At 70.3% G+C, this 21661-nt stretch carries 17 protein-coding genes; 4 read left to right on the forward strand and 13 right to left on the reverse strand.

All coding sequences use genetic code 11. The annotated features are described in order from the left end of the window. Positions 1-202 precede the first annotated feature (202 nt). The 7 genes from GCE65_RS11810 to GCE65_RS11840 form a co-directional block, all read right to left on the reverse strand. Positions 203-5416 carry an SdrD B-like domain-containing protein gene (locus GCE65_RS11810; RefSeq protein WP_153878536.1) on the reverse strand — a complete coding sequence of 1738 codons (5214 nt, stop codon included), beginning with the start codon at positions 5414-5416 and terminating at the stop codon, positions 203-205. Between the two features lie 274 nt (positions 5417-5690). After that, positions 5691-6293 carry a disulfide bond formation protein DsbA gene (locus tag GCE65_RS11815; RefSeq protein ID WP_153878537.1) on the reverse strand — a complete coding sequence of 201 codons (603 nt, stop codon included), beginning with the start codon at positions 6291-6293 and terminating at the stop codon, positions 5691-5693. Between the two features lie 101 nt (positions 6294-6394). Further along, positions 6395-6853, reverse strand: coding sequence for a PTS glucose transporter subunit IIA (locus GCE65_RS11820; protein ID WP_153878538.1), 459 nt, complete (start codon positions 6851-6853; stop codon positions 6395-6397). Beyond that, entirely contained in the window at positions 6850-8940 is a 2091-nt protein-coding gene (locus tag GCE65_RS11825) for a hypothetical protein (RefSeq protein WP_153878539.1), read from the reverse strand. Before GCE65_RS11825 ends, GCE65_RS11820 begins: the two co-directional genes overlap by 4 nt. A gap of 109 nt (positions 8941-9049) precedes the next feature. After that, entirely contained in the window at positions 9050-9283 is a 234-nt protein-coding gene (locus GCE65_RS11830) for a glucose PTS transporter subunit EIIB (protein ID WP_153878540.1), read from the reverse strand. Between the two features lie 154 nt (positions 9284-9437). Then, entirely contained in the window at positions 9438-10223 is a 786-nt protein-coding gene (locus tag GCE65_RS11835; RefSeq protein WP_153878541.1) for an ATP-binding cassette domain-containing protein, read from the reverse strand. Next, positions 10213-10926 carry a substrate-binding domain-containing protein gene (locus GCE65_RS11840; RefSeq protein WP_228759927.1) on the reverse strand — a complete coding sequence of 238 codons (714 nt, stop codon included), beginning with the start codon at positions 10924-10926 and terminating at the stop codon, positions 10213-10215. Before GCE65_RS11840 ends, GCE65_RS11835 begins: the two co-directional genes overlap by 11 nt. Positions 10927-10931: 5 nt before the next feature. Between GCE65_RS11840 and GCE65_RS11845 the strand changes: the two genes are divergently transcribed. Next, positions 10932-12257, forward strand: coding sequence for an ISL3 family transposase (locus GCE65_RS11845; RefSeq protein ID WP_153876953.1), 1326 nt, complete (start codon positions 10932-10934; stop codon positions 12255-12257). On the opposite strand, the gene GCE65_RS11850 is transcribed toward GCE65_RS11845, so the two are convergent. Together GCE65_RS11850 and GCE65_RS11855 are read right to left on the reverse strand one after the other, a co-directional pair. Then, positions 12240-12695, reverse strand: coding sequence for a substrate-binding domain-containing protein (locus GCE65_RS11850; RefSeq protein WP_153878543.1), 456 nt, complete (start codon positions 12693-12695; stop codon positions 12240-12242). The two genes, GCE65_RS11845 and GCE65_RS11850, sit on opposite strands and share 18 nt — an antisense overlap. A gap of 80 nt (positions 12696-12775) precedes the next feature. Continuing rightward, positions 12776-13759: an ABC transporter permease gene (locus GCE65_RS11855; RefSeq protein ID WP_152909497.1), complete on the reverse strand. Its 984-nt coding sequence runs from the start codon at positions 13757-13759 to the stop codon at positions 12776-12778. Between the two features lie 465 nt (positions 13760-14224). Between GCE65_RS11855 and GCE65_RS16310 the strand changes: the two genes are divergently transcribed. The 3 genes from GCE65_RS16310 to GCE65_RS11870 all read left to right on the forward strand — a co-directional run bounded on the left by GCE65_RS16310 (position 14225) and on the right by GCE65_RS11870 (position 16757). Then, the gene (locus tag GCE65_RS16310; RefSeq protein WP_194165035.1) at positions 14225-14425 is read left to right on the forward strand and encodes an LPXTG cell wall anchor domain-containing protein; all 201 of its coding nucleotides are present in this window, start codon (positions 14225-14227) and stop codon (positions 14423-14425) included. A gap of 1025 nt (positions 14426-15450) precedes the next feature. Next, positions 15451-15879, forward strand: coding sequence for a globin (locus GCE65_RS11865; RefSeq protein ID WP_153879259.1), 429 nt, complete (start codon positions 15451-15453; stop codon positions 15877-15879). Further along, positions 15876-16757 carry an acyl-CoA thioesterase II gene (locus tag GCE65_RS11870; protein WP_153878545.1) on the forward strand — a complete coding sequence of 294 codons (882 nt, stop codon included), beginning with the start codon at positions 15876-15878 and terminating at the stop codon, positions 16755-16757. Before GCE65_RS11865 ends, GCE65_RS11870 begins: the two co-directional genes overlap by 4 nt. Positions 16758-16871: 114 nt before the next feature. Here GCE65_RS11870 and GCE65_RS11875 read toward each other — a convergent pair whose 3' ends face one another. The 4 genes from GCE65_RS11875 to GCE65_RS11890 form a co-directional block, all read right to left on the reverse strand. After that, entirely contained in the window at positions 16872-18302 is a 1431-nt protein-coding gene (locus GCE65_RS11875) for a glycoside hydrolase family 3 protein (protein WP_153878546.1), read from the reverse strand. A gap of 129 nt (positions 18303-18431) precedes the next feature. After that, positions 18432-18971, reverse strand: a complete 540-nt coding sequence (locus tag GCE65_RS11880) for a thioesterase family protein (RefSeq protein WP_153878547.1) — start codon at positions 18969-18971, stop codon at positions 18432-18434. A gap of 138 nt (positions 18972-19109) precedes the next feature. Beyond that, positions 19110-20792: an energy-dependent translational throttle protein EttA gene (gene ettA, locus GCE65_RS11885; protein ID WP_153878548.1), complete on the reverse strand. Its 1683-nt coding sequence runs from the start codon at positions 20790-20792 to the stop codon at positions 19110-19112. A 90-nt stretch (positions 20793-20882) separates the two neighbouring features. Further along, entirely contained in the window at positions 20883-21419 is a 537-nt protein-coding gene (locus GCE65_RS11890; protein ID WP_194928693.1) for a single-stranded DNA-binding protein, read from the reverse strand. Positions 21420-21661: the final 242 nt, after the last annotated feature.

Raw genomic sequence — 21661 nt, forward strand, 5'->3', positions numbered from 1 at the left:
CCACGTGACAGCAACGCTAGTCGCGCCGTCCGTTCGCCTCCTGAGCCGAAGGTCCCACGCGCCGGCCCACGCAGCGGCCCGGACAGACCGACCGCGCCGGCACACGCCGGCACACGCCGGCACACGAGAAAGGCCGTGGGGCCGGGGCTGTGCGCCCCGGCCCCACGGCCCCATGCGTCGTCGTGACGCTCCTACGGATCCGTCAGCTGAGCTGGCGGCGCCGGTTGGTGAGCAGCACGCCACCGAGTCCGAGCAGTGCCAGCGCGGCGACGATGGCACCGACGGGGGCGCTGCTGCCCGTGTCGGGCATCGGGCCGGGAGCCGGCGCCTCCGCACTCGGGGTCTCACTCGGGGTCTCGCCCGGGACCGGGGTCAGGAAGACCCCCGCATCCCACGTCGGGTCGACGCCCTGGGTGGCACCGAACTCGCGGTCGTAGTCACTCGTGAGGGCCTCGTTCGCATCGTCCAGGGTGAACGTGACGGTCCATCCCGTGGCCGGGTCGGCGTCTGAGTCGAGGCCGGCGTTGTCGCCGGCACCCTGCTGGGTCAGCTGGTAGACCGCGGCCTGCTCGGCCGTCAGCGTGAACTTCACCTGATACGTGCCCGCGGGCAGGTTGTCGAACAGGTACCGGCCCTGATCGTCCGTCGTGGTCGGGGCGACCACGGTGCCGTAGACGTCGGTGACGGGCTCGCCGTCCGCGTCGGTCAGCTCCACGGTGACGCCGGGCAGCACCTGCTCGCCCTCACCCTGGACGCCGTCCTTGTCGGAGTCGATCCACACGTAGTCACCCACGGCGTAGGACTTGACCACGAACCCGAAGTCCAGACTCGGGTCACGGTCGCCGTCCTGGCTCAGGCCACCGGGCTCGCTCGAGGCCTCCCACGTGGAGGAGTCCACGCCACGGTCGTCACCGGCACCCAGGGTGGTCGGCACGTACGGCTCGAGCGCCTCGGCCGAGGCGTCCCGGTCGATGCACACCGTGTACACGTCGTCACCGGTCAGGGCGGGCAGATCATCGAATGTGTAGTGACCGTTCTCATCGGTCACCACCGGTCCGACCGGCTCACCGAACACGTCCGTGACGGGCTCACCGTCCGGACCGACCAGGCAGACCGTGACGCCCGGGATACCCGGCTCGCCCTCGTCCTGGAGACCGTCCCGGTTCTCATCGACCCACACGTAGTCACCCACGGAGACCGACTTGAGGTTCACACCCGCATCCCACGTCGGGTCCACACCCTGCGTGGCACCGAACTCACGGTCATAGTCCGTTGTGAGCGCCTCGTTCGAGCCGTCCAGCACGAACGTGGCCGTCAGGCCCGTCGTCACATCGGCGTCGGAGTCGGCCGCGTCGTCCTCACCCGCATCGAGCTGAGTGAACTGGTACACCAGAGCCTGCTCATCCGTGAGGGTGAACTGCACCTGGTACGTGCCGGCGGGCAGGTTGTCGAACAGGTACCGGCCCTCGGCATCGGTGGTGGTCGGCTCGACGAGCTCGCCGAACACGTCGGTGACGGGCTCGCCGTCCGCGTTCGTCAGTTCCACGGTGACGCCGGGCAGAACCTGCTCGCCGTCGTCCTGGATGCCGTCACGGTTGGAGTCGATCCAGACGTAGTCGCCGATTGCGTAGGACTTGACCACGAACCCGAAGTCGAGCGTCGGGTCACGGTCGCCGTCCTGGCTCAGGCCGCCGGGCTCGCTCGAGGCCTCCCACGTGGAGGAGTCCACGCCACGGTCGTCGCCGGCACCCGGGGTGGTCGGCACGTACGGCTCGAGCGCCTCGGCCGAGGCGTCCCGGTCGATGCAGACGGTGTAGACGTCGTCACCGGTCAGGGCGGGCAGGTTCTCGAAGGTGTACTCACCGTTCGGACCGGTCACGACCGGCTCGACCACGTCACCGAACACGTCCGTGACGGGCTCACCGTCCGGACCGACCAGGCAGACCGTGACGCCCGGGATACCCGGCTCGCCCTCGTCCTGGAGACCGTCCCGGTCGGAGTCGACCCACACGTAGTCACCCACGGAGACCGACTTGAGGTTCACACCCGCATCCCACGTCGGGTCGACACCCTGCGTGGCACCGAACTCCTGGTCCGTGTAGTCGTTCGTGAGCGCCTCGTTCGAGTCGTCGAGAACGAACGTGGCCGTCAGGCCCGTCGTCACATCGGCGTCCGAATCCGCCGCGTCGTCCTCACCGGCACCGGCCTGCGTGAACTGGTAGATCGCGGCCTGCTCGTCCGTCAGTGTGAACTTCACCTGATACGTGCCCGCGGGCAGGTTGTCGAACAGGTACCGGCCCTGATCGTCCGTCGTGGTCGTGTCGATCACGGCGCCGCTCTCGTCGAGCAGCTCGACCGTGACGCCCGGGAGCACCGGCTCGTCGCCGTCCTGGACGCCGTCACGGTTCGTGTCGATCCAGGTGTAGTCGCCCACGGCGTAGGACTCGACGTGGCCGTTCCAGTCGTCCGAATCGGTCACCTCGTCCTCCGACGTGTTGCCGACGGCGGTGACCGTCGCGGTGTCGGAGTGGGTCTCGCCGGCGTTCAGGCCCGGCAGGGTGCCGGTGCACTCGAACTGGGCGGCGGGCTCGAACGGCCCCTCCCAGGTGGTGCCGGTGGACTCGTCCGGGAAGGTGCACACGAGGTTCTCGATCGCGCCCGCGCCGCTCGTGAGCTCATCGCTCACGACGACGTCCACGAGCGTCTCGCCGCCGTCGTTCGAGACCGTGAAGGCGATCTCCTGGTCGGTGCCGTGCGTGAGGGACTTGCTCGACCCCTCGTCGAAGTCACCGGCGTAGCCGTCGTTCGTCAGCGCGCCGGACTCGTCGTAGGCGGGCCCGTCCGAGCCGTCCTCGCTCGTCCACTTCTCGATGTCGACGCTCGGCGGGTCGAGCGGGGTGATCGTCGCCTCGGTGGATCCGATCTTGTTCACGATCGGGGCCGTGTTGTCCGTGATCTTCACCGCGAAGTAGGCGGCGATCGGCGCTCCGGCCTGGAGCTTCGTGCCCGCCCTCTGCTGCAGCGTCACGACGCCGTCGGCGAACAGGGCATCAAGATTACCGCCGATGTCGACCGGGCCGGCAGTCGGGTTTTCACCGGTGGCGGCGTTCGCCTCGGTCACGAAGCCGAGGAACTCGGTCGCGTCCGGGAGCACGTCGTCCACGTCGGCGATGACGACCTGGTTGTAGCTGCCGTGCGGGATGAACTCGACGCGGTAGACGTAGGTGTCCTGCACGAGGGTGCCGTCGACGCCGATCTGGGCGTCAAGGGTGGCGACCCATTCGGAGGCGTCGCGGTCGTAGACGCGCTTGCGCACCTCGGCCTCGTCACCGTAGGAGGTGGCCTCCGTCTCGGTCTCGGACCAGTAGAGCGGGTCGTCGCCCTCACCGAACAGGGTGGCCTTGTTCGTGATGGTCTTGGTCTCCTTGCCCTCGAACGGCTTGCTCGTGAGGGTGATGTCGACCTCGTAGCGCTTGTCGGTGCCGCGATCGGCGACGAACGCCTTGCCTGCCTCGCTCAGCTCGATCACGAGGTTGCCGTCGGCGTCGGTGCTCAGTTCGAAGTTCGCGCCGTCGAGGTTCTGCGAGTCGTAGGAGCCCGACACGTCGATCGTGCTCAGGTCGCTCAGGTCGAAGATCTCGGTGTCGACGTAGTCGACGATCCGGCTCGAGGCTGCGTCGATGCCCTTGCCCGCCGCGGCCACGAACTTGTAGGTCGCGGTGACCGTCTCACCGGGCCTGATCGTCGTGTCGCTCACGTGCCCGGTCTTGGAGAACGCGTCCGGGTCGTTGTAGCCCTCGTCGGTCTCGGGGAGGATCGTCGGGAACGCGTCCCAACCGGCATTGTGCGGCTTGTCTCCGGCGTCCCAGTAGAAGGAGGCGACGTTGCGGAATTTGTACGAGGTCGCGCCCTGCACGCTCGTCTGGTTTCCGACGCTGTCGAGGCCGGCAGTGGTGGTCAGCTGTGCCTTGACGGCGAAGGTGACGTTCGTGCTGTCGTCCTGGCCGACGTTGATGAGCAGGGTCTGCCCGTCGACGCAGTACTGGCCCACATAGGCGTCGCCGGCGAATGTCGACGCATCCGGGCAGTCGCTCGCCTCGGTGAGGGTGAACCCGGCACTCGCGGTGATGAAGTCCGTCGCCGTCGTGTTCCAGGTGAGCTGGGTCGGCAGCTCGTCACGAATGACGACGTTGCGCGACAGTTCGAAGTCGGACTTGCCCTGGAGCTTGGTCAGGTCCGCCTTGAGCGTGTAGGCGATGTCGACCGGCGTGGCGAACGTGCCGTCCTCGGCGACCGCCTCCGGGCTGAACGTCTGCTTGTTCCAGTCGGCGCTCTTGCCGAAGGCGTTCCCGGGCTCGGGGCTCGGCGGGGCGGCGATGTTCCCGCCGATCCGCTTCGAGGCCGTGCGGTCCGTGTCGCCGAACGTCGCGGTGTTCTTCAGCTCGACCGAGTAGTTGCCGGGCGCACCCTCGCGCGCGTCGTAGGCCTCCTGGACGAGGGCGGTGAGGCCGTCGATGTCGGTGACCTGCGCCTTATAGGTGACCGTGAGGATCGAGGGGCCGGGCACGTCGACCGCGCCGGCGAAGGAGGCTGAGGTGCCGTCGGTGCTCGGCGTGACCGTCGGGGCGAAGGTGAAGTCGCCGGTGGTCTGGTTGAGGCCGTTCGCGTCCCACGTCGTCAGCTTGCCGGCGAAGGAGCCGGGCACGTAGTCCATGGTCGCCGGCAGTACGTCAGAGATGCCGAAGCCCGTACGCGCCTCGGCGGAGTTCAGGGTGAGCGTGTAGGTGAACACGTGGTCGGCGATCCCGGGCTTGAGCGAGACCACACCCTCATCGCTCACCGTGACGTACTGGTTCAGGTCACCGGTGTTCAGCGCCTTGGCGGAGCCGTCGGTCACGTTGGCGAAATTGTCGCCCTCGTTCTTGACGATGACGTCGATCGACTGTTCCTCGCCGTCGACCGTCCAGGTCAGCTTGTCGTGGCCGCTCTCGTCGACCGTGTTCACCGTGAACGTCAGGTCGAACACGCCCTGGTTGACCCCGGCCGGCCACGGATCCTTGAACGTGACCTGGACGTTGTTGCCGTCCGTCGCGAACGTCTCGACCGCCTCGTTGCCCGCGGGAACGCCGGTGAGCGTCACATTGGTGCCGAGGCCGAAGGTGACGGTCGCGCCCGGGGTCATGGCGTCGGTGTACTGGACCCGGAGCGTGAGGGTGTCGCCCTCCTGCACGACGGCCGTGCCGTCGTAGGTCGCCCCGTTGAGCAGGACCTCGGCCGAGTTGATCCCGGGCGTCGCCGCCCGGGCGACCTGGGACAGTCCGATCACGGTGGCGAGCGCGAGCACGAGACTGAGGCCGAGGGCGATCGCCCGCCTCACTCCCTGCCTGCGCCGCCCCGCGGCGAATGATATGGACACGGCTATCTCTCCTCGTATCGAGATGTTTCGTCGAGCACGGCGACCGGGGACAGCACGAATGGCGCCCCTCGGCCCCGATTATGACGAAAGACTAGTCCGCGCCGGGACGAGCGTCTAGGACGTCCTGCCCAGTCCACCATTCGGACAACAGCTGCCGTGTGATGGCGCGGATCACGAGCATCGCCGGACGTCTTGGCGTGGACAACATCACAGTCGCGTCATGACGAAGGCGCCCGCACGTCACGTGGCGGGCGCCTTGCGGGCTCGGGGCCGCTCAGTCGAAGATCGGTCCCTTGGTCCGGGTCCGCTTGAGCTCGTAGAAACCCGGGTAGGAGGCGACGGCGACGACGCCGTCGAAGACCCGTCCGGCCTCCTCTCCGCGGGGGGCGGGGGTCATGACCGGGCCGAAGAAGGCGGTGCCGTCGACGGCCACGATCGGGGTGCCGACGTCCTCCCCGACGAGGTCGAGTCCGCGCTGGTGCGAGGCCCGCAGCGATTCGTCGAGTTCCTCCGAGCCGGCATAGTCGATCAGCTCCGCCGGCAGGCCGACCTCGGCGAGCGCCTCGACGATGATCTGCTCGTAGTCACGGCGCCCGCCGGGGTGGATCCGGATGCCGATCTCGTCGTACAGCGGCTTGACGTGCTCCTGCCCGTGCAACTCCCGGGCGGCGTTGACCACCCGCGCCGGGCCCCACGCGCGGTCCATGAGCTTGCGGTACTCGGGGTCGACGTCCTGACCCTCGTTGAGCACCGAGAGGCTCATGATGTGCCAGGTGACGTCGACGTCGCGGACCTGTTCCACCTCCCCCATCCACCGCGAGGTCATCCACGCCCACGGGCAGGTCGGGTCGAACCAGAAGTCGACAGCCGCACTCATATTGCTCCTTCTCTCCATTGTCGGCCGGCCCATGCCGGCACCACACATCCGGGTGAACCCACCCGGATCGGTCGTTGTTCCGCCTCCGCGCGGCGATCTCGTCACGCGAGCGTGAAGAGCCGCTCCCCCGGGCCCACCGCGGTCCCGGGTGCGGCGGGCTGCTCGACCCGGGCGGCGCCGAGCGCGATCACGGGCACGAGCGGGCTGAGCGCTCCCAGGGCGGACAGGTCCCACGTGATGAGCGGGTCGCCGGCGCGCACGTCGGCCCCGACGGCGGTGTGCGCCCGGAACGGGCCGCCGCCCAGGGTCACGGTGTCGATGCCCAGGTGCACGAGGATGCCCGCGTCGCCGCTCTCGATCACGAACGCGTGCGGGTGGAGCACGGCGACCCGCCCGTCGACGGGGGCGAGCACCGAGATCGCGCCCTCGCCCGCCGCGCCGGCGGACCGGGCCGGATCGATCGCGCGGCCCGGGCCGACCAGTTCCTCGGCGAAGACCGTGTCGGGCACCGACGCGAGCGCCACGATCTCCCCGGCGAGCGGGGCGAGTACAGCGATCATCGCCCGGCCCCGCCCGCAGGCTCCCCCGCGAGTTCACGCAGGTCGGCCGCGATCGCACCGACGAGGGAGGTGAAGCGCACGGATCCGCGCACGTCGTCCACGAGCACGGCCCGCCCGGAACCGTCGGCCAGCGGCAGCCGCCCGCTGGGATAGCCGCCGGCGGGATCGGGCATCGACTGCGGGCGCCGCTCGCCCACCGCGTCGGCGAGCGCCACCGAGACGAGCCGGGCCGGGGTGCGCACGAGCGCCCGATAGAGCGCCTCGATCACCTCCCGCTCCGTGGCCTCGAGCGGGAGGAGGTACTGCTCTCGCAGCGCGGTGAGGGTGCGCTCGCGCCGGCTCCGGGCCGCGAGCCGCGCGCCCGCCAGATCCTCGAGGAGGCCGAGTCGATCGGCCAGGTCGAGGTGCTCCCCGGCGAGGAAGCCGGCGCTCGGAATCGTATCGACGACGACGCTCGCCAGCGTGGTCGTCGGCAGCTGGGCGGGGCCCAGGTCCCAGACGCGCGCGGTCCGCCAGAACTCGCCCGGGAGCTCGCGCGCGGCATCGGCCTCCGGACCGGCCGCCGAGCTGTCGGCCGGGCCGGGCGCCGGGCCGTCGGTCTGATCGTCCCGGGCCCCGCGGCCGTCAGCGCGGCCGGTCGCGGGCTCGTCGAGCACGAGGAGCCGGTTCCCGGCGGCGGCGGCAATGAGGCTGCCCACGTCGGTCAGTTCGGTTTCGGCGAGCGCGGGGTGGAGGGGGCGGTCGATGCCGGTGTCCGCGGGCAGGTGCACGAGCAGCCCCCCGCAGGTGCGACCGGCCGTGCGGATCCAGTGCGCCCAGCGCAGCGACGGGTCGAGGGTGCACCAGGTGGCCGCGCGGGCCGCCTCCAGGTCGACCGGGGCGAGGATCCCGATCGTCATTCCCGCGATCCGCGCGGCCCGCTGCGCCCGCGCGGCCTGCTCGGTGCCGATCCACGCCAGCCACGTGTAGAAGCGTTCGGGCGAGTCCGTACCGGCCTCCGGGGTGCCCGCGGCCTCGACGCAGGCGCGCGCGTGCTCGGCCAGCAGCTGCCCGCCGCGTTCCCGGAACACGGCGAAGGCCTCCTCGCGGGCCGCGGAGCGTCCGGCCGCGTAGATGGTCTCGAGCGCGGACCGCTTCGCCTCCCAGGCGGCCGCCGGGTCGATCGCGGCGGCGTCGGTGTTCCACGGGCGCACCGCCTCGGTTCCCCACTCCACGAGGGTGCGCTGGGCCCCGGGCAGGTAGGCCACCTCGCGGATGTCCTCGGGGCGGATGTGGATCGGGTCCGGGAAGGGCCCGCGCGGCAGCCCGGATCCGCCCATCCGGGCTGACTCGGCTGAATCGGACGCACCTCCTGCAGCGACTCGATCGGCCGAATCGGCTGGATCGGCTGAATCGGCTGGGCTGCCTGCAGCGACTCGAGCGGCTGGATCAGCTGGATCAGCTGAAGCGGCTGGATCGGTGTGACCGGCCGGCGCGAGTCGCGCGACCGGAGGATTGAGCTGGAGGAAGTCGGCCCCGGCGCGGGCCGCGACGACGGCGAGGTCGGCCAGGTCGGCCCAGTCCCCGATCCCCCACGAGCGCGCGCTCCGCACGGCGTGCAGGTCGAGACTCAGGCCCCAGCCTCGGCCGCCGTACTCCTGCCGGCCGAACCGGGGTGGGCGGTGGATCGCGGCCTCCTCGCCGCGGCCCGGTGCGGCCTCGGCGCCCTCGCCGCCCGCTCGCACGGCGGCGGCCTCGAGGCCGTCGGGCTCGGGCGCCACGATGACGGGGGCGCGAGCCGTGCTCAGCTCGCCGGCATGGTCGATCGTGGCCACGAGTTCGTGCCAACCCGCGGGAACGCCCACGAGCGAGAAGCGTGCGCGACCCAGCCGGGCGCCGTCCACAAGCTCGGCGGGAGTCCAGTCCTCGACCTGGGCGAGCAGCGCCTGCCCGCCCTGCTCGAGCTCCGCCCGCAGGAGCACGTGGGCACCGTCGGGAACGTGCACGGGAACGGTCGCGCCGGCGCCGACGCGGCCCAGCACGAGCGGCGGCAGCACCTCGCGCCAGCGATCGTCGACGGTGACGGCTCCCTTGAGCACGTTTTCCACATCTCTCCCCTGGTGTCGGGACGGGTGTTCCATGATTTTGCCAGACGCCGGGCGGGAGCGGACACGACGACGCCCCCGAACGCGCGTCCGGGGGCGTGAAGGTCTCGGTTCAGCTCCGCAGCGCCCGCACGTTCTCGGCGAGCACGTCGGCCTCGGGGCCGACGACGACCTGCACCACCCGCCCTGAACGGACCACGCCGAAGGCGCCGCTGGCGCGCAGGGCGTCCTCGTTCACGAGGCCCGGGTCCGTCACCTCCACGCGCAGCCGTGTGATGCACGGTTCGAGCTCCACCACGTTGGTGCTTCCGCCAAGAGCCGCGAGGATCTCTTCCGCCTTACTCACTGTGTCTCCTGCTCCCGCTTTTAGTGTGACTCAGGCCATTGTAGGCCGACGGACCCGCCGATGCGCCAGGAAGCGGATGATCGGGTTCGAGACCGACGGTCGGCGTCGCCTCCGACGCGATGAGGCGGGTCCGGGTCGCCTCGGGTCGTCGCCGTCAGGCGAAGTCGGTCCCGGTGGCCTCGTGCACGCCGGTGATCATCGCAACGACCTCCTCGGGTTTCGTGTCCCGGGTCTCCAGGTGCCCGACCATGCGGCCGTGCCGCAGCACCCACACCGTGTCCACCAGGTCGAATACCTGGCGCAGGTTGTGGCTGATCATCAGCATGGCGATCCCCTGACGCTTGAGGCCGCGGATGATCTCCTCGACCTTCGCGGTCTCCTGCACGCCCAGGGCCGCGGTCGGCTCGTCGAGCACGATGATGCGCGAGCCCCACCCCGCCGCGCGCGCGATCGCCACGCCCTGCCGCTGCCCGCCCGACATGCCGAGCACCGGCGCGTGAAGATCGGGGATCTGCACGCCGGTCGTGGCCAGGATGTCGCGGGCCTTGGAGCGCATCGACTTGACGTTGAGGACGCTGAACGGGCCCAGCCGCAGCCGGTACTCCTCCCGGCCGAGGAAGAGGTTGGCCGCCACGTCGAGGTGCTCCGCCAGGGCCAGCGTCTGATACACGGTCTCGATGCCGGCCCTGCGGGCGTCGAGGGGCGAGTGGAAGTGCACGATGTTGCCGCCGAACCACACCTGCCCACGGTCGGGGGTGTCGGCGCCGGTCAGGATCTTGACCAGCGTCGACTTCCCGGCCCCGTTGTCGCCCACCAGCGCGACGTGCTCGCCCTGACGGACCTCAAGGTCGACCTCGGCCAGCGCCTGCAGGCCGCCGAAGCGCTTGCTCACCTTGCGCGCCTGCAGGAGGGGTCCGAGCACCGTGGTGCTATTGGACATACTGCAACCAGGGGTCGTCGTCGGGCAACGGCGGGTTCGAACAACTCGGATCGAGGATGGCCTGATACTTCTCCTCGTTCATGTTGTCGGTCGTGACGGCGTAGATTCCGGTGTCCTCGCTCTTGACCTCGACGCCGTTGCGGATGTGCTGCACCATGGCCACGACCGAGTCGAAGCCCATGCGGAACGGGTTCTGAACGATCAGGGCGCTGATCTCGCCGGTGCCGAGCGACTTGACCTCGTCCGGCGCGGCGTCCCAGCCGACGAGCGTGATCTTGCCGCTGAGCCCGCGCTGCTTCACGGCCTGCGAGGCTCCGATCACGGACGGCTCATTCGATCCGAAGATGCCGTCGAGGTCGGGATGGGCGGTGAGGATGTTGTTCGCGACCGTCAGGGCCTTGTTGGCGTCACTCCCGTCGGCCTGGTCGGCCACGAGTTCGAGACCCGGGTAGTCCTTCAGGCCGGTGGTGAAGCCCTTCTTGCGCTGGTCGTTGGTCATCGACCCGGGCTGGAACTCGATGAGGGCGACCGTTCCCTTGCCATCCAGGTACTGATTCATCAACTTGGCCACGTGCTTGGCGCCGGCGATGTTGTCGGCTCTTCGTGGTTCGTGGTGAAAGTGGCCCGCGCGTCGTAGGCGTGTGAGGGCTCGTGGTCCTGCTGTGATGGGTGTTGCGAGACATCCACAAGAGCAGAGGACCACGAGCTATGGACGAGTTTACTGGCTCGCAGCGTGATGCTGCGAGCACGATCTTCAATCTGTCTGACTACCGTGTCATCGACGCGATCGATCTTCCCGGCGGAGGCCGTCGGGTCGTGATCGAGTCACTCGCCCCGCCTGGCTGCCCGGCGTGTGGTGTGATCGCGGTGAAGATCCATTCCCGGCGCCGGCAGCGTCTGCGTGATCTGCCGATCGCGGGTGCGGTCGAGGTGTGGTGGGCCAAGCGGCGCTGGTTCTGCCGGGAAGAGCTGTGCGGGCGTGGCACGTTCGCCGAGTCCACCATCCAGGTCCCCAGGTTCGCCCGGTCCACTACGCGGCTGAAGAATCAGGTCGTGGCCGCGGTGGTCGACTCCGGTCGAGCCGCCAGCGAGGTTGCCCGCGCTCACGGGGTCTCATGGTGGCTGGTCCAATCGGCGCTGGCTGCCGCGGCGCTCGTCCTACCCGCCGCCGACGACTGGGTCGTGACGCGCTTGGGCATCGATGAGCACCGGTACCGGTCCGTGCGGTTCTTCCGTGATGAGCACGGGGCCTGGCGCCGGTTCGAGCCGTGGATGACGACCCTGGTCGACCTGGCCACAGGACAGGTCCTGGGCATCGTCGATGGCCGCGACAGCACGGGCGTGGGCGCGTGGCTCAGCGCCCGCCCACAGTCATGGCGGGACCGTATCGAGGTCGTCGCGATCGACCCCTCGGCCGCGTTCCGTAAGGCCCTGCGCGAGCACCTGCCCCACGCCGCGGTCTCGGTCGACAAGTTCCACCTCGTCAAACTCGCAGGCGACATGCTCACCAAGGTCCGCCAGCGCCTCGCCCGAGACCAGCACGGCCGCCGCGGGCGCAAGAGCGACGCGTCCTGGGCACACCGGATGCTGCTGCTGCGGGGCGCCGATACGCTGTCCCCGCGTGGCTGGGCCAGGCTGGAGAAGGTCTTCACCGACGATGACCCCACGGATGAGCTCTCCGCCGCGTGGGGCGTCAAGGAGCAGCTCCGCCGCCTCCTCGGCGCTGATACCCTCGCCCAGGCGTGGCAAGAGCGGATGAGACTGGGTCACTACGTCCAGACCGCGAACATGGCCGAGACCGACCGCCTCTACGAGACCATCGTGACCTGGTGGGAGGCCATCGAAGTCCTCATCGTCACCGGCGCCACGACCGCGAAGGTCGAAGCCGCGAACACCACGATCAAGAACATCAAACGCACCGGCCGCGGATTCAGGAACTCCGCCAACTACAAGGCCCGTATACTCCTGGCCAGCGCCGCTCGAGCAGCAGCGCGAACACCAATCACAGCAGGCCTTTCACCACGAACCGCGTAGAGCCATGTTGTCGGTCGCGAAGATCGGCACGTTCTGCGGGTCGGTACCGGAGTCGATGTTGAACACCGGAATCTTGGCATCCTGCGCGTTCTTGGTGACGGACACGAGCGCCTTCGAGTCCGTCGCCGCGTAAATGAGACCGTCGACGTGCTGATTGATATAGCCGTTGAGCATGTCGACCTGTTGGGTGATGTCGGTCTCGGCCGAGACGCCGTTCCACTCGACGTTCACCCCGTCGAGCTTCGAGGCGGCGCATTCGGCCCCCGCCTTGACGTGCGTCCAATAATCGAAGCCGACGGCCTTCGGAACGACGGCGATCTGCAATGTGCCCGGGCTCTCTTCGGCCGAGGGCGACTCGCCGGCGGAGGCCCCGGGCGACGGGCTCTCCGTGTTCGAGCCACTCCCGCACGCGGCGAGGACGAGCAGCGACAATGACATCAGAGACGTGGTGACTGCAGCCTTGACTTTGGTTGACATGATGATTCCGATCCTGAGACGCGTGAGCGAATCACTCCTGACTATGCGGGCTCCTCGACGGATTGAATATGGCTACGGTTGGTGATCTGCTTGCGCCGGAATTGATCCCAGGCAACCGCGAGCCAGATGACGACGCCGATGATGACGTCCTGGACGTAGATGTTGATGTCGAGCAGGACGGACCCGTTGCGGATCAGCTGGATGAGGAACGCGCCGATGATGGCGCCCGACACCCGCCCCTGACCGCCGAAGAGGCTCGCCCCGCCGATGACGGCCGCGGCGATGGCGTCGAGCTCGAGACCGATCCCGAAGTTCGGTTGGCCGGAGGCCACCCGGGACGTGGCGATCATCCCGCCGAACCCGGCGAGTACTCCCTGGGCGATGTAGACCATCACCAGGTAGCGCCGCACCGGGATGCCGACCAGCCGGGAGGCCTCCTCGTTCGACCCGACCGCGTAGGCGTAGCGGCCGAGCTTGGTCCGGTTGAAGATGAAGGAGAAGACGATGATCACGACGATGAGGCATACGGCCGGAACGGGGATCGAGACGAGTTCTCCCTGCCCCAGTACGGAGAAGCCTGCGGGCAGCCCATAGACCGCGACCGAGCCGGTCGCGATGAAGGTCAGCCCCCGTGCCACACCCATCATGCCGAGGGTGGCGATGAACGGCGCGAGCCGGGCCCATCCGACGAGGGCGCCGTTGACGAAGCCGATCAGGCCGCCGATGAGGAGCGCGATGACCGTGGCCACCGGCCAGGACAGGTGCGCATCGACCATGAGCAACGCACCCAACACCCCCGTGAGTGCGGCGACGGAGCCGACCGACAGGTCGATCCCCGCGGTGACGATCACCAGCGTCATGCCGACCGCGATGATCGCCGTGACCGACCCTTGCACGGCGACCGCGCTCAGGTTGGTGAAGGTGAAGAAGTACGGGGACAGGATCGTCATGACGATCCCGACGACGATCACGGCAGCGAGCGCGGCGAGTTGGGAGATCCAATCGCTGACCCGTTGTCGTAGCATGTCGACCCCTTTGGGATGTCCACTTTCGATGCTAAGGAGCACGGAACCGGAGCGTCAACGGGAACGCGACCATCGCGTTTCGGCGATCCGGGCGGCGGGGCGCGCACCGCGCGGGCGCCCCGTTTGCGGCGGTGAGGCGATGACTCGGCCGAACGCGGGATGGCACCCGGTCCACGCGGGGTGGCACCCGGTCCACGCGGGGTGGCACCCAGTCCACGCGGGTGGCACCCGGTCCACGCGGGATGGCACCCGGTCCACGCGGGGTGGCACCCGGTCCAGTCGAGTCGGCCTTCGCGACACCCCGCGTTCGTGGACCGGGCACGGCTGATACCGTCGGCCGCAACGCATGCGTCCCACCCCGTCGACACGGGGCCCGGTCAACACGGGGCACCGTCAAGACGGGTTCTGGTCCATATGGGGTCCGGTCACCACGGGGCGCTGCCGGCCGAACCGAATGGAGCACCGATGAACCGCACCACCCGCCTGTCCTCGTTCGCCACGGTCGTCCTCCTGCTCTTTGCCCCGAGCGCCGCGGTGGCGGCCGACGGCCGTCTCGCCGACACCGGTTCCACCTTCCCGATCGGGCTCGGCATCGCCGGCGCCATCGTGCTCCTCGGCGGAATCGCCGCGTTCGTGATCTCGAAGGTCCGCAAGCGCAGCGAGTAGCCCGGCGCCCGGCCGACCAGGGCCAAACCGCCATTTCGCCCGCCCACCAGGGCCAAACCCGTGCTCCACGCACCGATTTCAACGATTCCACCCTGCTCGCCACGCCAGACCCCGAGGCCCGCATTGCTCAGCACTGTGGCCCGACCGATCCCCCGAGAGGGATCGTCGACTCGCCAGCTCGACCAGGGCCGAACCCTCGCTTCGCCCGCCGACCAGGGCCAAACCCTCGCTTCGCCCGCCGACCAGGGCCAAACCCGTGCTCCACGCACCGATTTCAACGATTCCACCCTGCTCGCCACAGCAGACCCCCCGAGGCCCGCGCTGCTCAGCACGGTGGCCCGACCGATCCCCCGAGAGGGATCGTCGACTCGCCAGGTCGACCAGGGCCGAACCCTCGCTTCACCCGCCCACCAGGGCCGAACCCTCGCTTCGCCCGCCCACCAGGGCCAAACCGCCATTTCGCCCGGCCACCAGGGCCAAACCCGTGCTCCACACACCGATTTCAACGATTCCACCCTGCTCGCCACGCCAGACCCCGAGGCCCGCATTGCTCAGCACGGTGGCCCGACCGATCCCCCGAGAGGGATCGTCGACTCGCCAGGTCGACCAGGGCCGAACCCTCGCTTCGCCCGCCGCCCAGGGCCGATCCCTCGCTTCGCCCGCCCACCAGGGCCAAACCGCCATTTCGCCCGGCCACCAGGGCCAAACCCGTGCTCCACGCACCGATTTCAACGATTCCACCCTGCTCGCCACGCCAGACCCCGAGGCCCCGCGCTGCTCGCCACAGCAGACCCCGAGGCCCGCGCTGCTCGCCACGGCAGACCCCAAAGCCCGCGCTGCTCGGCACGGCAGGCCCAAAGGCCGACCTGCTCGCAACGGCAGACCCCGGATTCCGCCCTGCTCGGGGCGCTGGGCCCGGCGGCTACCCTGGGGGCGTGAGCGATCCTGCGATTCCAGCCCCCGGTCCCGAGCCCCGCGCGAGCGAGCCGGGCGCGCCCGGGCGACTGGGCGTCGTCCCCACGCAGTTGCGACAGGCGGCCCCGCGGCCGGCGCGGCGACCCGCCCGCGAGGACAGCTTCTGGGCGCAGGTGGGCGGCACGGCCACGTTCACGAAGATCACCAAGCGCTTCTACGAGCAGGTGGCCGACGACCCGGTCATGCGGGAGATGTACCCCGAGGAGGACCTCGGGCCGGCCGAGGGGCGGCTGCGACTGTTCCTCGAGCAGTACTGGGGCGGACCCACGACCTACTCCGACACGCGCGGCCACCCGCGGCTGCGGATGCGGCACGTGCCCTACGCCGTCACGCCCGCGGCCCGGGACCGGTGGCTCGCGTGCATGCGGGTCGCCGTCCGCGACGCCGGGCTCGCGCCCCTGCACGCGGCCACCCTCTGGGACTACCTCGAGCGGGCCGCGCACTCGCTCGTGAACACGTTCGAGGAGGGCGATCGATGAGTTCGACGGACCCGGCACCCGGCCCGCTCGAGGCGGTGCTCGCGGCCCTCGACCTCGAACGGCTCGGCGCCGACGAGTTCCGCGGCGCCACCCTGCCGCAGCTCAACGGTCGGGTCTACGGCGGGCAGGTGCTCGCGCAGTCGCTCATCGCCGCCGAGCAGACCGTGCCCGCGGGCCGGCTGGCCCATTCGCTGCACGGCTACTTCCTGCGCCCCGGGGACCTCGACGAGCCCGTCACGTTCACCGTCGAGCGGATGCGCGACGGCCGCTCATTCAGCGCCCGGCGCACCCACGCGGTGCAGTTCGGCAAGCCGATCCTGTCGATGATCGCCTCGTTCCAGGAGGATCAGCCCGGGCTGGTCCACGCCGAGCCGATGCCGGTCGTGCCGGGCCCCGACGAGCTGCCCAGCTCCGTCGACCTGTTCAGTGCCATCGACCATCCCGCCGCGCGGTTCTTCTACCGGAACGGCGCCTTCGACATGCGCCACGTGCAGCCCCAGCTGTTCACGGGCCCCGATCCCGAGCGGTCGACCACCCAGCAGCTGTGGCTGCGGGCGCGCTCGCCGGTGCGCGCCGACCAGGGGCGCCAGCGGGCGCTGCTCGCCTACGCGTGCGATCAGGTGATGCTCGAGCCGATCATGCGCGCCCACGGCCTGAGCTGGCTCACGCGTGGGGCGTCGGTGGCCTCGCTCGATCACGCGATGTGGTGGCACCGCGACGTGGACCTGTCCGAGTGGCTGCTGTTCAGCCAGTCGACCCCCTCGGCCCAGGGCGGCCGCGGGCTCGGGGCCGCCACGGTGTACAGCCGCGACGGCCGGCTCGTGGCCACGATGGCCCAGGAGGGCATGATCCGGGTGCCGGAGGGCTCCGGCGACTGAACCGGCGGCAACCCACCAGGCACCGGCAAGCACCGGCAAGCACCGAACGGTGGATTCGGCCCCTCAAATGGCCTGATCGGGGGCTGGATCCACCGTTCGGCGGCGCCCCTGGACTCAGGGCTTACAGACGGCGGCCGCTGCTTCGGCGTTGGCCACTCCCCCGCCGTAGGCCTGCACGAGATTGCGCGCCTCGCGCGGCGCGCTGCCCGGGACCCCGGTGTGCACGACGACGATCTCCGGGTGCGCGGTGAGCAGCTCGGCCACGGCCGGGTTCGGGGCGCGGGTCACGACGAGTGCGGGCACGGCCTCCGGATCCCGGGTGAGGGTCAGGCCGAGGCGATCGGCGAGGATCCCGGGCAGCCGGGCGGCGGAGTTGCCGGCGGCAAAATCGACCGTGTGGCGCAGGTCCGCCAGCAGCCCCCCGGGCTGCACGGCCACCCGGCCGCGCACGGACTGCGGCAGGGCGAGGGCGCGGGTGGCCACGTCCCGGCCGACCTGCGCCATGGCCGCGTTGGCCCGCTCGATCGTGGGCACGGCGGCCCGGGTGCGGCGGAGTCCGAGGATCCGGTCGCGCAGGGCGGTGACGCGGGCGGCGGATTCGGCCAGGCGATCGAGGGTGAGGCGCCCGTCCTGGACGGCGCCGATGAGGGCGCCGGCGGCGAGGTGGTACATCTCCTCGTCGTCGCGCTTGGCGGTGTTGCCCAGGCACAGCAGATCCGAACCGGCGAGGACCGCCTGCACGCAGGCCTCCTCGAAGCCGGGGTCGACCGCGAGGGCGCCCATGTCGAGGGCGTCGGAGATGACGACCCCGGTGAATCCCATCGCCCGGGCGAGGCCGATGAGCTCGCCGTTGAGCGAGGCGGGCGTGTCGCCGTAGCCGGCCACGCGCAGGTGCCCGACCATGATGGTCTCGACCCCGGCGTCGAAGGCCTGCTGGAACGGGGCGAGGTCGCGCTCGCGCAGCAGGTCGGGGGTGACCTCGAGGATCGGCAGGTCCACGTGGGAGTCCGTGCCGGTGTCCCCGTGGCCGGGGAAGTGCTTGGCGCAGGCGGCCACCCCGGCGGCCTGGATGCCCCGGGCGAACGCCACGCCGTGCGCGCCGACCGCCGCCGGGTCGGCGCCGAAGGAACGCACCCCGATGACGGGGTTGTCGTCGCGGGAGGCCACGTCGATCACGGGTGAGATCGCCAGGTCCACTCCGACGGCGCGCAGCAGGTCGCCGAGGCTGCGGCCGGCGGCGCCGGTCAGCTCGGTCTCGCCCACGGCGCCGAGCGCGCATGCGCCCGGCAGCAGCGATCCGGTCGCGGCCTGGATCCGGGTGACGTCGCCGCCCTCCTCGTCCGCGGCGATGATGACCCCGGGGATGATCGCGTTGAGCTCGGCCGTGACCGCCGCGGTCACGGCCGCGTCCGGGGTGTTGTGGCCGAACAGGAGGACACTGGCCAGCCCCTCGGTGTTCGCGAGCCAGTCGGGAACGGTCGTGCCGTTGAATCCCGGCATGAGCACGCCGTTCACGGCGCGGCGGATGGTGTCCAGGTCTGTCATTGCTGCTCCTCGTCGAACGTGCGATGCGGGTGGGTGCTGCGAATCGGGCCGGATGGGCGGTGGGCGGCGACGTGGTCGGAGACGGCGGACCCGGGTGGCCGGACCGGGGCCGGCGGTCGTGCCGGGGGATCAGGTGCGGCGTCGGAACGTCACCGGCTCGTCGAGCAAGGCGGTCAGGGCGGCGCGCTCGTCGGCGCTGAGACGCCGGGGCCGGCCGGTGCCGGCGTCGACCATGACGATCGACGTGACGGCCCGAGCGCACGAGGTGCCGTCGGGTGAGAACACCTCGTAGCAGACCTCGAGGGAGGCCCCGCCGATCCGGCCGATCCACAGGTCGACCGGGACGGGCCGCTGGGTGTAGGCCAGCGGCGCCGAGTACTCGATCTCCTGCCGGGCCACGAGCGTGCGGCTCGTCGATCCGGTGCCGCCGGCGAGCACCTTGGCCACCCGCCGGGCCGCCTTGGACCCGGAGTCGTCCGGGCCGGGCCCCTCTGCCTCATCGGCTCCGGCCGCAGCGCCGTCCACGCCGGCCGCGCCGGCAGTATCCACGGTCCAGAACGTCTCGATCCGGGCCTCCTCGAGGAGGGTGAGCATGGCCGCGTTGTTCACGTGCCCGTAGGCGTCCAGATCGGACCAGCGCATCCGGATCGGTACGGTGATCTTTGCCATGGACCGTCTCTCGAGGTGGTGCGGGTGGGGAGGTGCCGGCGCACATCGACACCAGTCTAGGGCCGGATCCACCCGCGGTCGCGTGGTCGGCGGGCTGCGCCGGCCGGAAGCACCTGGCTACCGGCCGGCGCGATCCGATCAGTCGCGGGTGAGCTTGCGGTAGGTCACCCGGTGGGGGCGGGCGGCGTCCGGTCCGAGCCGCTCGACCTTATTCGCCTCGTAGCCGGCGAAGTTGCCCTCGAACCAGTGCCAGCGGGCCGGGTTCTCCTCGGTGCCCTCGTAGGCGAGGATGTGGGTGGCCACGCGGTCGAGGAACCACCGGTCGTGGGAGACCACCACGGCGCAGCCGGGGAAGTCGAGCAGCGCGTTCTCGAGCGACCCGAGGGTCTCGACGTCCAGGTCGTTCGTGGGCTCGTCGAGCAGGAGCAGGTTGCCGCCCTGCTTGAGGGTGAGCGCGAGGTTGAGGCGGTTGCGCTCCCCACCGGAGAGCACGCCCGCCGGCTTCTGCTGGTCGGCGCCCTTGAACCCGAACTGGGACACGTAGGCGCGCGAGGGGATCTCGACCTGGCCGACCTGGATGAAGTCGTGCCCGTCGGAGACGACCTCCCACAGGGTCTTGGTCGGGTCGATGTTCTCCCGCGCCTGGTCCACGTAGGAGATCTGGACCGAGTCGCCGATCTTCAGGTCACCGGCATCCAGCGGCTCGAGGCCGACGATGGTCTTGAACAGCGTCGTCTTACCCACGCCGTTCGGGCCGATGACCCCGACGATGCCGTTGCGCGGCAGCGTGAAGTCCAGGCCGTCGATGAGCGTGCGCCCGTCGAAGCCCTTCTCCAGGTCCGTGGCCTCGAGCACGAGCGATCCCAGGCGGGGGCCCGGCGGGATCTGGATCTCCTCGAAGTCGAGCTTGCGGGTGCGGTCGGCCTCGGCGGCCATCTCCTCGTAGCGGGCTAGGCGCGCCTTGGACTTGGTCTGGCGCCCCTTGGCACTCGAGCGCACCCATTCGAGCTCGTCCTTGAGGCGCTTGGCGAGCTTCGCGTCCTTCTTGCCCTGGATGTCCAGCCGGGCGGCCTTCTTCTCCAGGTAGGTCGAGTAGTTGCCCTCGTAGGGGTAGAGGCGCCCACGGTCGACCTCGGCGATCCACCCGGCCACGTGGTCGAGGAAGTACCGATCGTGGGTGACGGCGATGACGGCACCCGGATACTTGGCCAGGTGCTGCTCGAGCCACAGCACGCTCTCGGCGTCGAGGTGGTTCGTGGGCTCGTCGAGGAGCAGGAGGTCGGGCTGCTCGAGGAGCAGCTTGCACAGGGCGACCCGGCGTCGTTCACCACCGGAGAGGTGCGTGACCTCGGCGTCGCCCGGGGGGCACCGCAGCGCGTCCATGGCCTGCTCGAGCTGGGCGTCGAGATCCCACGCGTCGGCCGCGTCGATCTCGCCCTGGAGCGTGCCCATCTCGGCCATGAGCGCGTCGAAGTCGGCGTCGGGGTCGGCCATGAGCTCGCCGATCTCGTTGAACCGGTCGACCTTGCCCTTGATGTCGCCCACGCCCTCCTGGACGTTCTCGAGCACGGTCTTGGACTCGTTCAGCGGCGGCTCCTGGAGCAGGATGCCGACCGTGTACCCGGGGGCGAGGCGGGCCTCACCGTTCGAGGCCTGTTCGAGGCCGGCCATGATCTTGAGGATCGTGGACTTACCGGCCCCGTTCGGGCCGACCATCCCGATCTTCGCCCCGGGCAGGAACGACATCGAGACGTCGTCGAGGATGACCTTGTCACCATGCGCCTTGCGCGCCTTGACCATCGAGTAGATGTACTCGGCCACAACTCTCCTCAGAGCTAGACAAAAGGGGGATCCAGCCCCCTAGCCTACGGCCGGCGTCAACCGGCGCGGCGCACCGCTCGCCCGCCCGGCTCAGGCCGGCACGTGATCCTCCTCCCTCGTCTCGTCGGCGAGCCCGGCGGCCACGGTCGCCCACTTCCCGGAGACGTCGTGCGCCTCGGCGCCGGCCGGATCGCCGGCGGCCACATCGCCGGCATTCGCGGACTCGCCGCCGGCGGGGCTCCCCTGCGCGTCGGGGTCGCCGGGCCGCACGGGCCGGACCTTCGTCGCCCGGGCCCGAGCCCGGCGCAGGTCCATCCCGAAGGCGTTCGCGAGGATGACGGCGCTCTTGTGCGTGACTCCCTCGTCGGTCGTGTACTCCTCGATCCGCAGCGGCCCGGTCACGACCACGGCGTCGCCGCGTTCGACGCTCGCCGCGATGTTCTCGGCGAAGTCACCCCAGGCCTTGACCTGGTACCACTGCGTGGGCCCGTCCACCCACTCCTCACCGCTGCGTCGGCGCGGGGTCGTGGCCACGCTCAGGCGCACGAACGGCTTCTGCCCGCCCGTGCGCAGCTCCGCGCGTTCGCCCGCGTGCCCTCGAATCGTCACGGTCACTTCGTTCGACATGATCTGCTCTCCCATCAGGTTCGGTGAATCCGATGGGGCCATCGTCGACCGGGGCGCCGGGGTCGCGCCCGGCGCCCCCGCCCGCCTGTGGACGACGCAGCATCAGCCGCGCAGTTGTGGATCGTTCCGCATCGCGCACCTCGCGCGGGTACGCCGGACAGGCCGCGTGAGCCGGGCGCAGGCCGCGTGAGCCGGGCGCAGGCCGCGTGAGTCGTGCAGGCCGCGTGAGCCGGGCGCAGGCC

The organism is Pseudactinotalea sp. HY158 (assembly GCF_009660225.1).
Classification (GTDB): Bacteria; Actinomycetota; Actinomycetes; order Actinomycetales; family Beutenbergiaceae; genus HY158.

Bases quoted from the DNA above. Each gene is read 5' to 3' on its own strand.
- GCE65_RS11815 (WP_153878537.1), bottom strand. From the start codon at position 6,293: ATGAGTGCGGCTGTCGACTTCTGGTTCGACCCGACCTGCCCGTGGGCG.
- GCE65_RS11820 (WP_153878538.1), bottom strand. From the start codon at position 6,853: ATGATCGCTGTACTCGCCCCGCTCGCCGGGGAGATCGTGGCGCTCGCG.
- GCE65_RS11835 (WP_153878541.1), bottom strand. From the start codon at position 10,223: ATGTCCAATAGCACCACGGTGCTCGGACCCCTCCTGCAGGCGCGCAAG.
- GCE65_RS11845 (WP_153876953.1), top strand. From the start codon at position 10,932: ATGGACGAGTTTACTGGCTCGCAGCGTGATGCTGCGAGCACGATCTTC.
- GCE65_RS11850 (WP_153878543.1), bottom strand. From the start codon at position 12,695: ATGTCATTGTCGCTGCTCGTCCTCGCCGCGTGCGGGAGTGGCTCGAAC.
- GCE65_RS11855 (WP_152909497.1), bottom strand. From the start codon at position 13,759: ATGCTACGACAACGGGTCAGCGATTGGATCTCCCAACTCGCCGCGCTC.
- GCE65_RS16310 (WP_194165035.1), top strand. From the start codon at position 14,225: ATGAACCGCACCACCCGCCTGTCCTCGTTCGCCACGGTCGTCCTCCTG.
- GCE65_RS11870 (WP_153878545.1), top strand. From the start codon at position 15,876: ATGAGTTCGACGGACCCGGCACCCGGCCCGCTCGAGGCGGTGCTCGCG.
- GCE65_RS11875 (WP_153878546.1), bottom strand. From the start codon at position 18,302: ATGACAGACCTGGACACCATCCGCCGCGCCGTGAACGGCGTGCTCATG.
- GCE65_RS11880 (WP_153878547.1), bottom strand. From the start codon at position 18,971: ATGGCAAAGATCACCGTACCGATCCGGATGCGCTGGTCCGATCTGGAC.
- GCE65_RS11890 (WP_194928693.1), bottom strand. From the start codon at position 21,419: ATGTCGAACGAAGTGACCGTGACGATTCGAGGGCACGCGGGCGAACGC.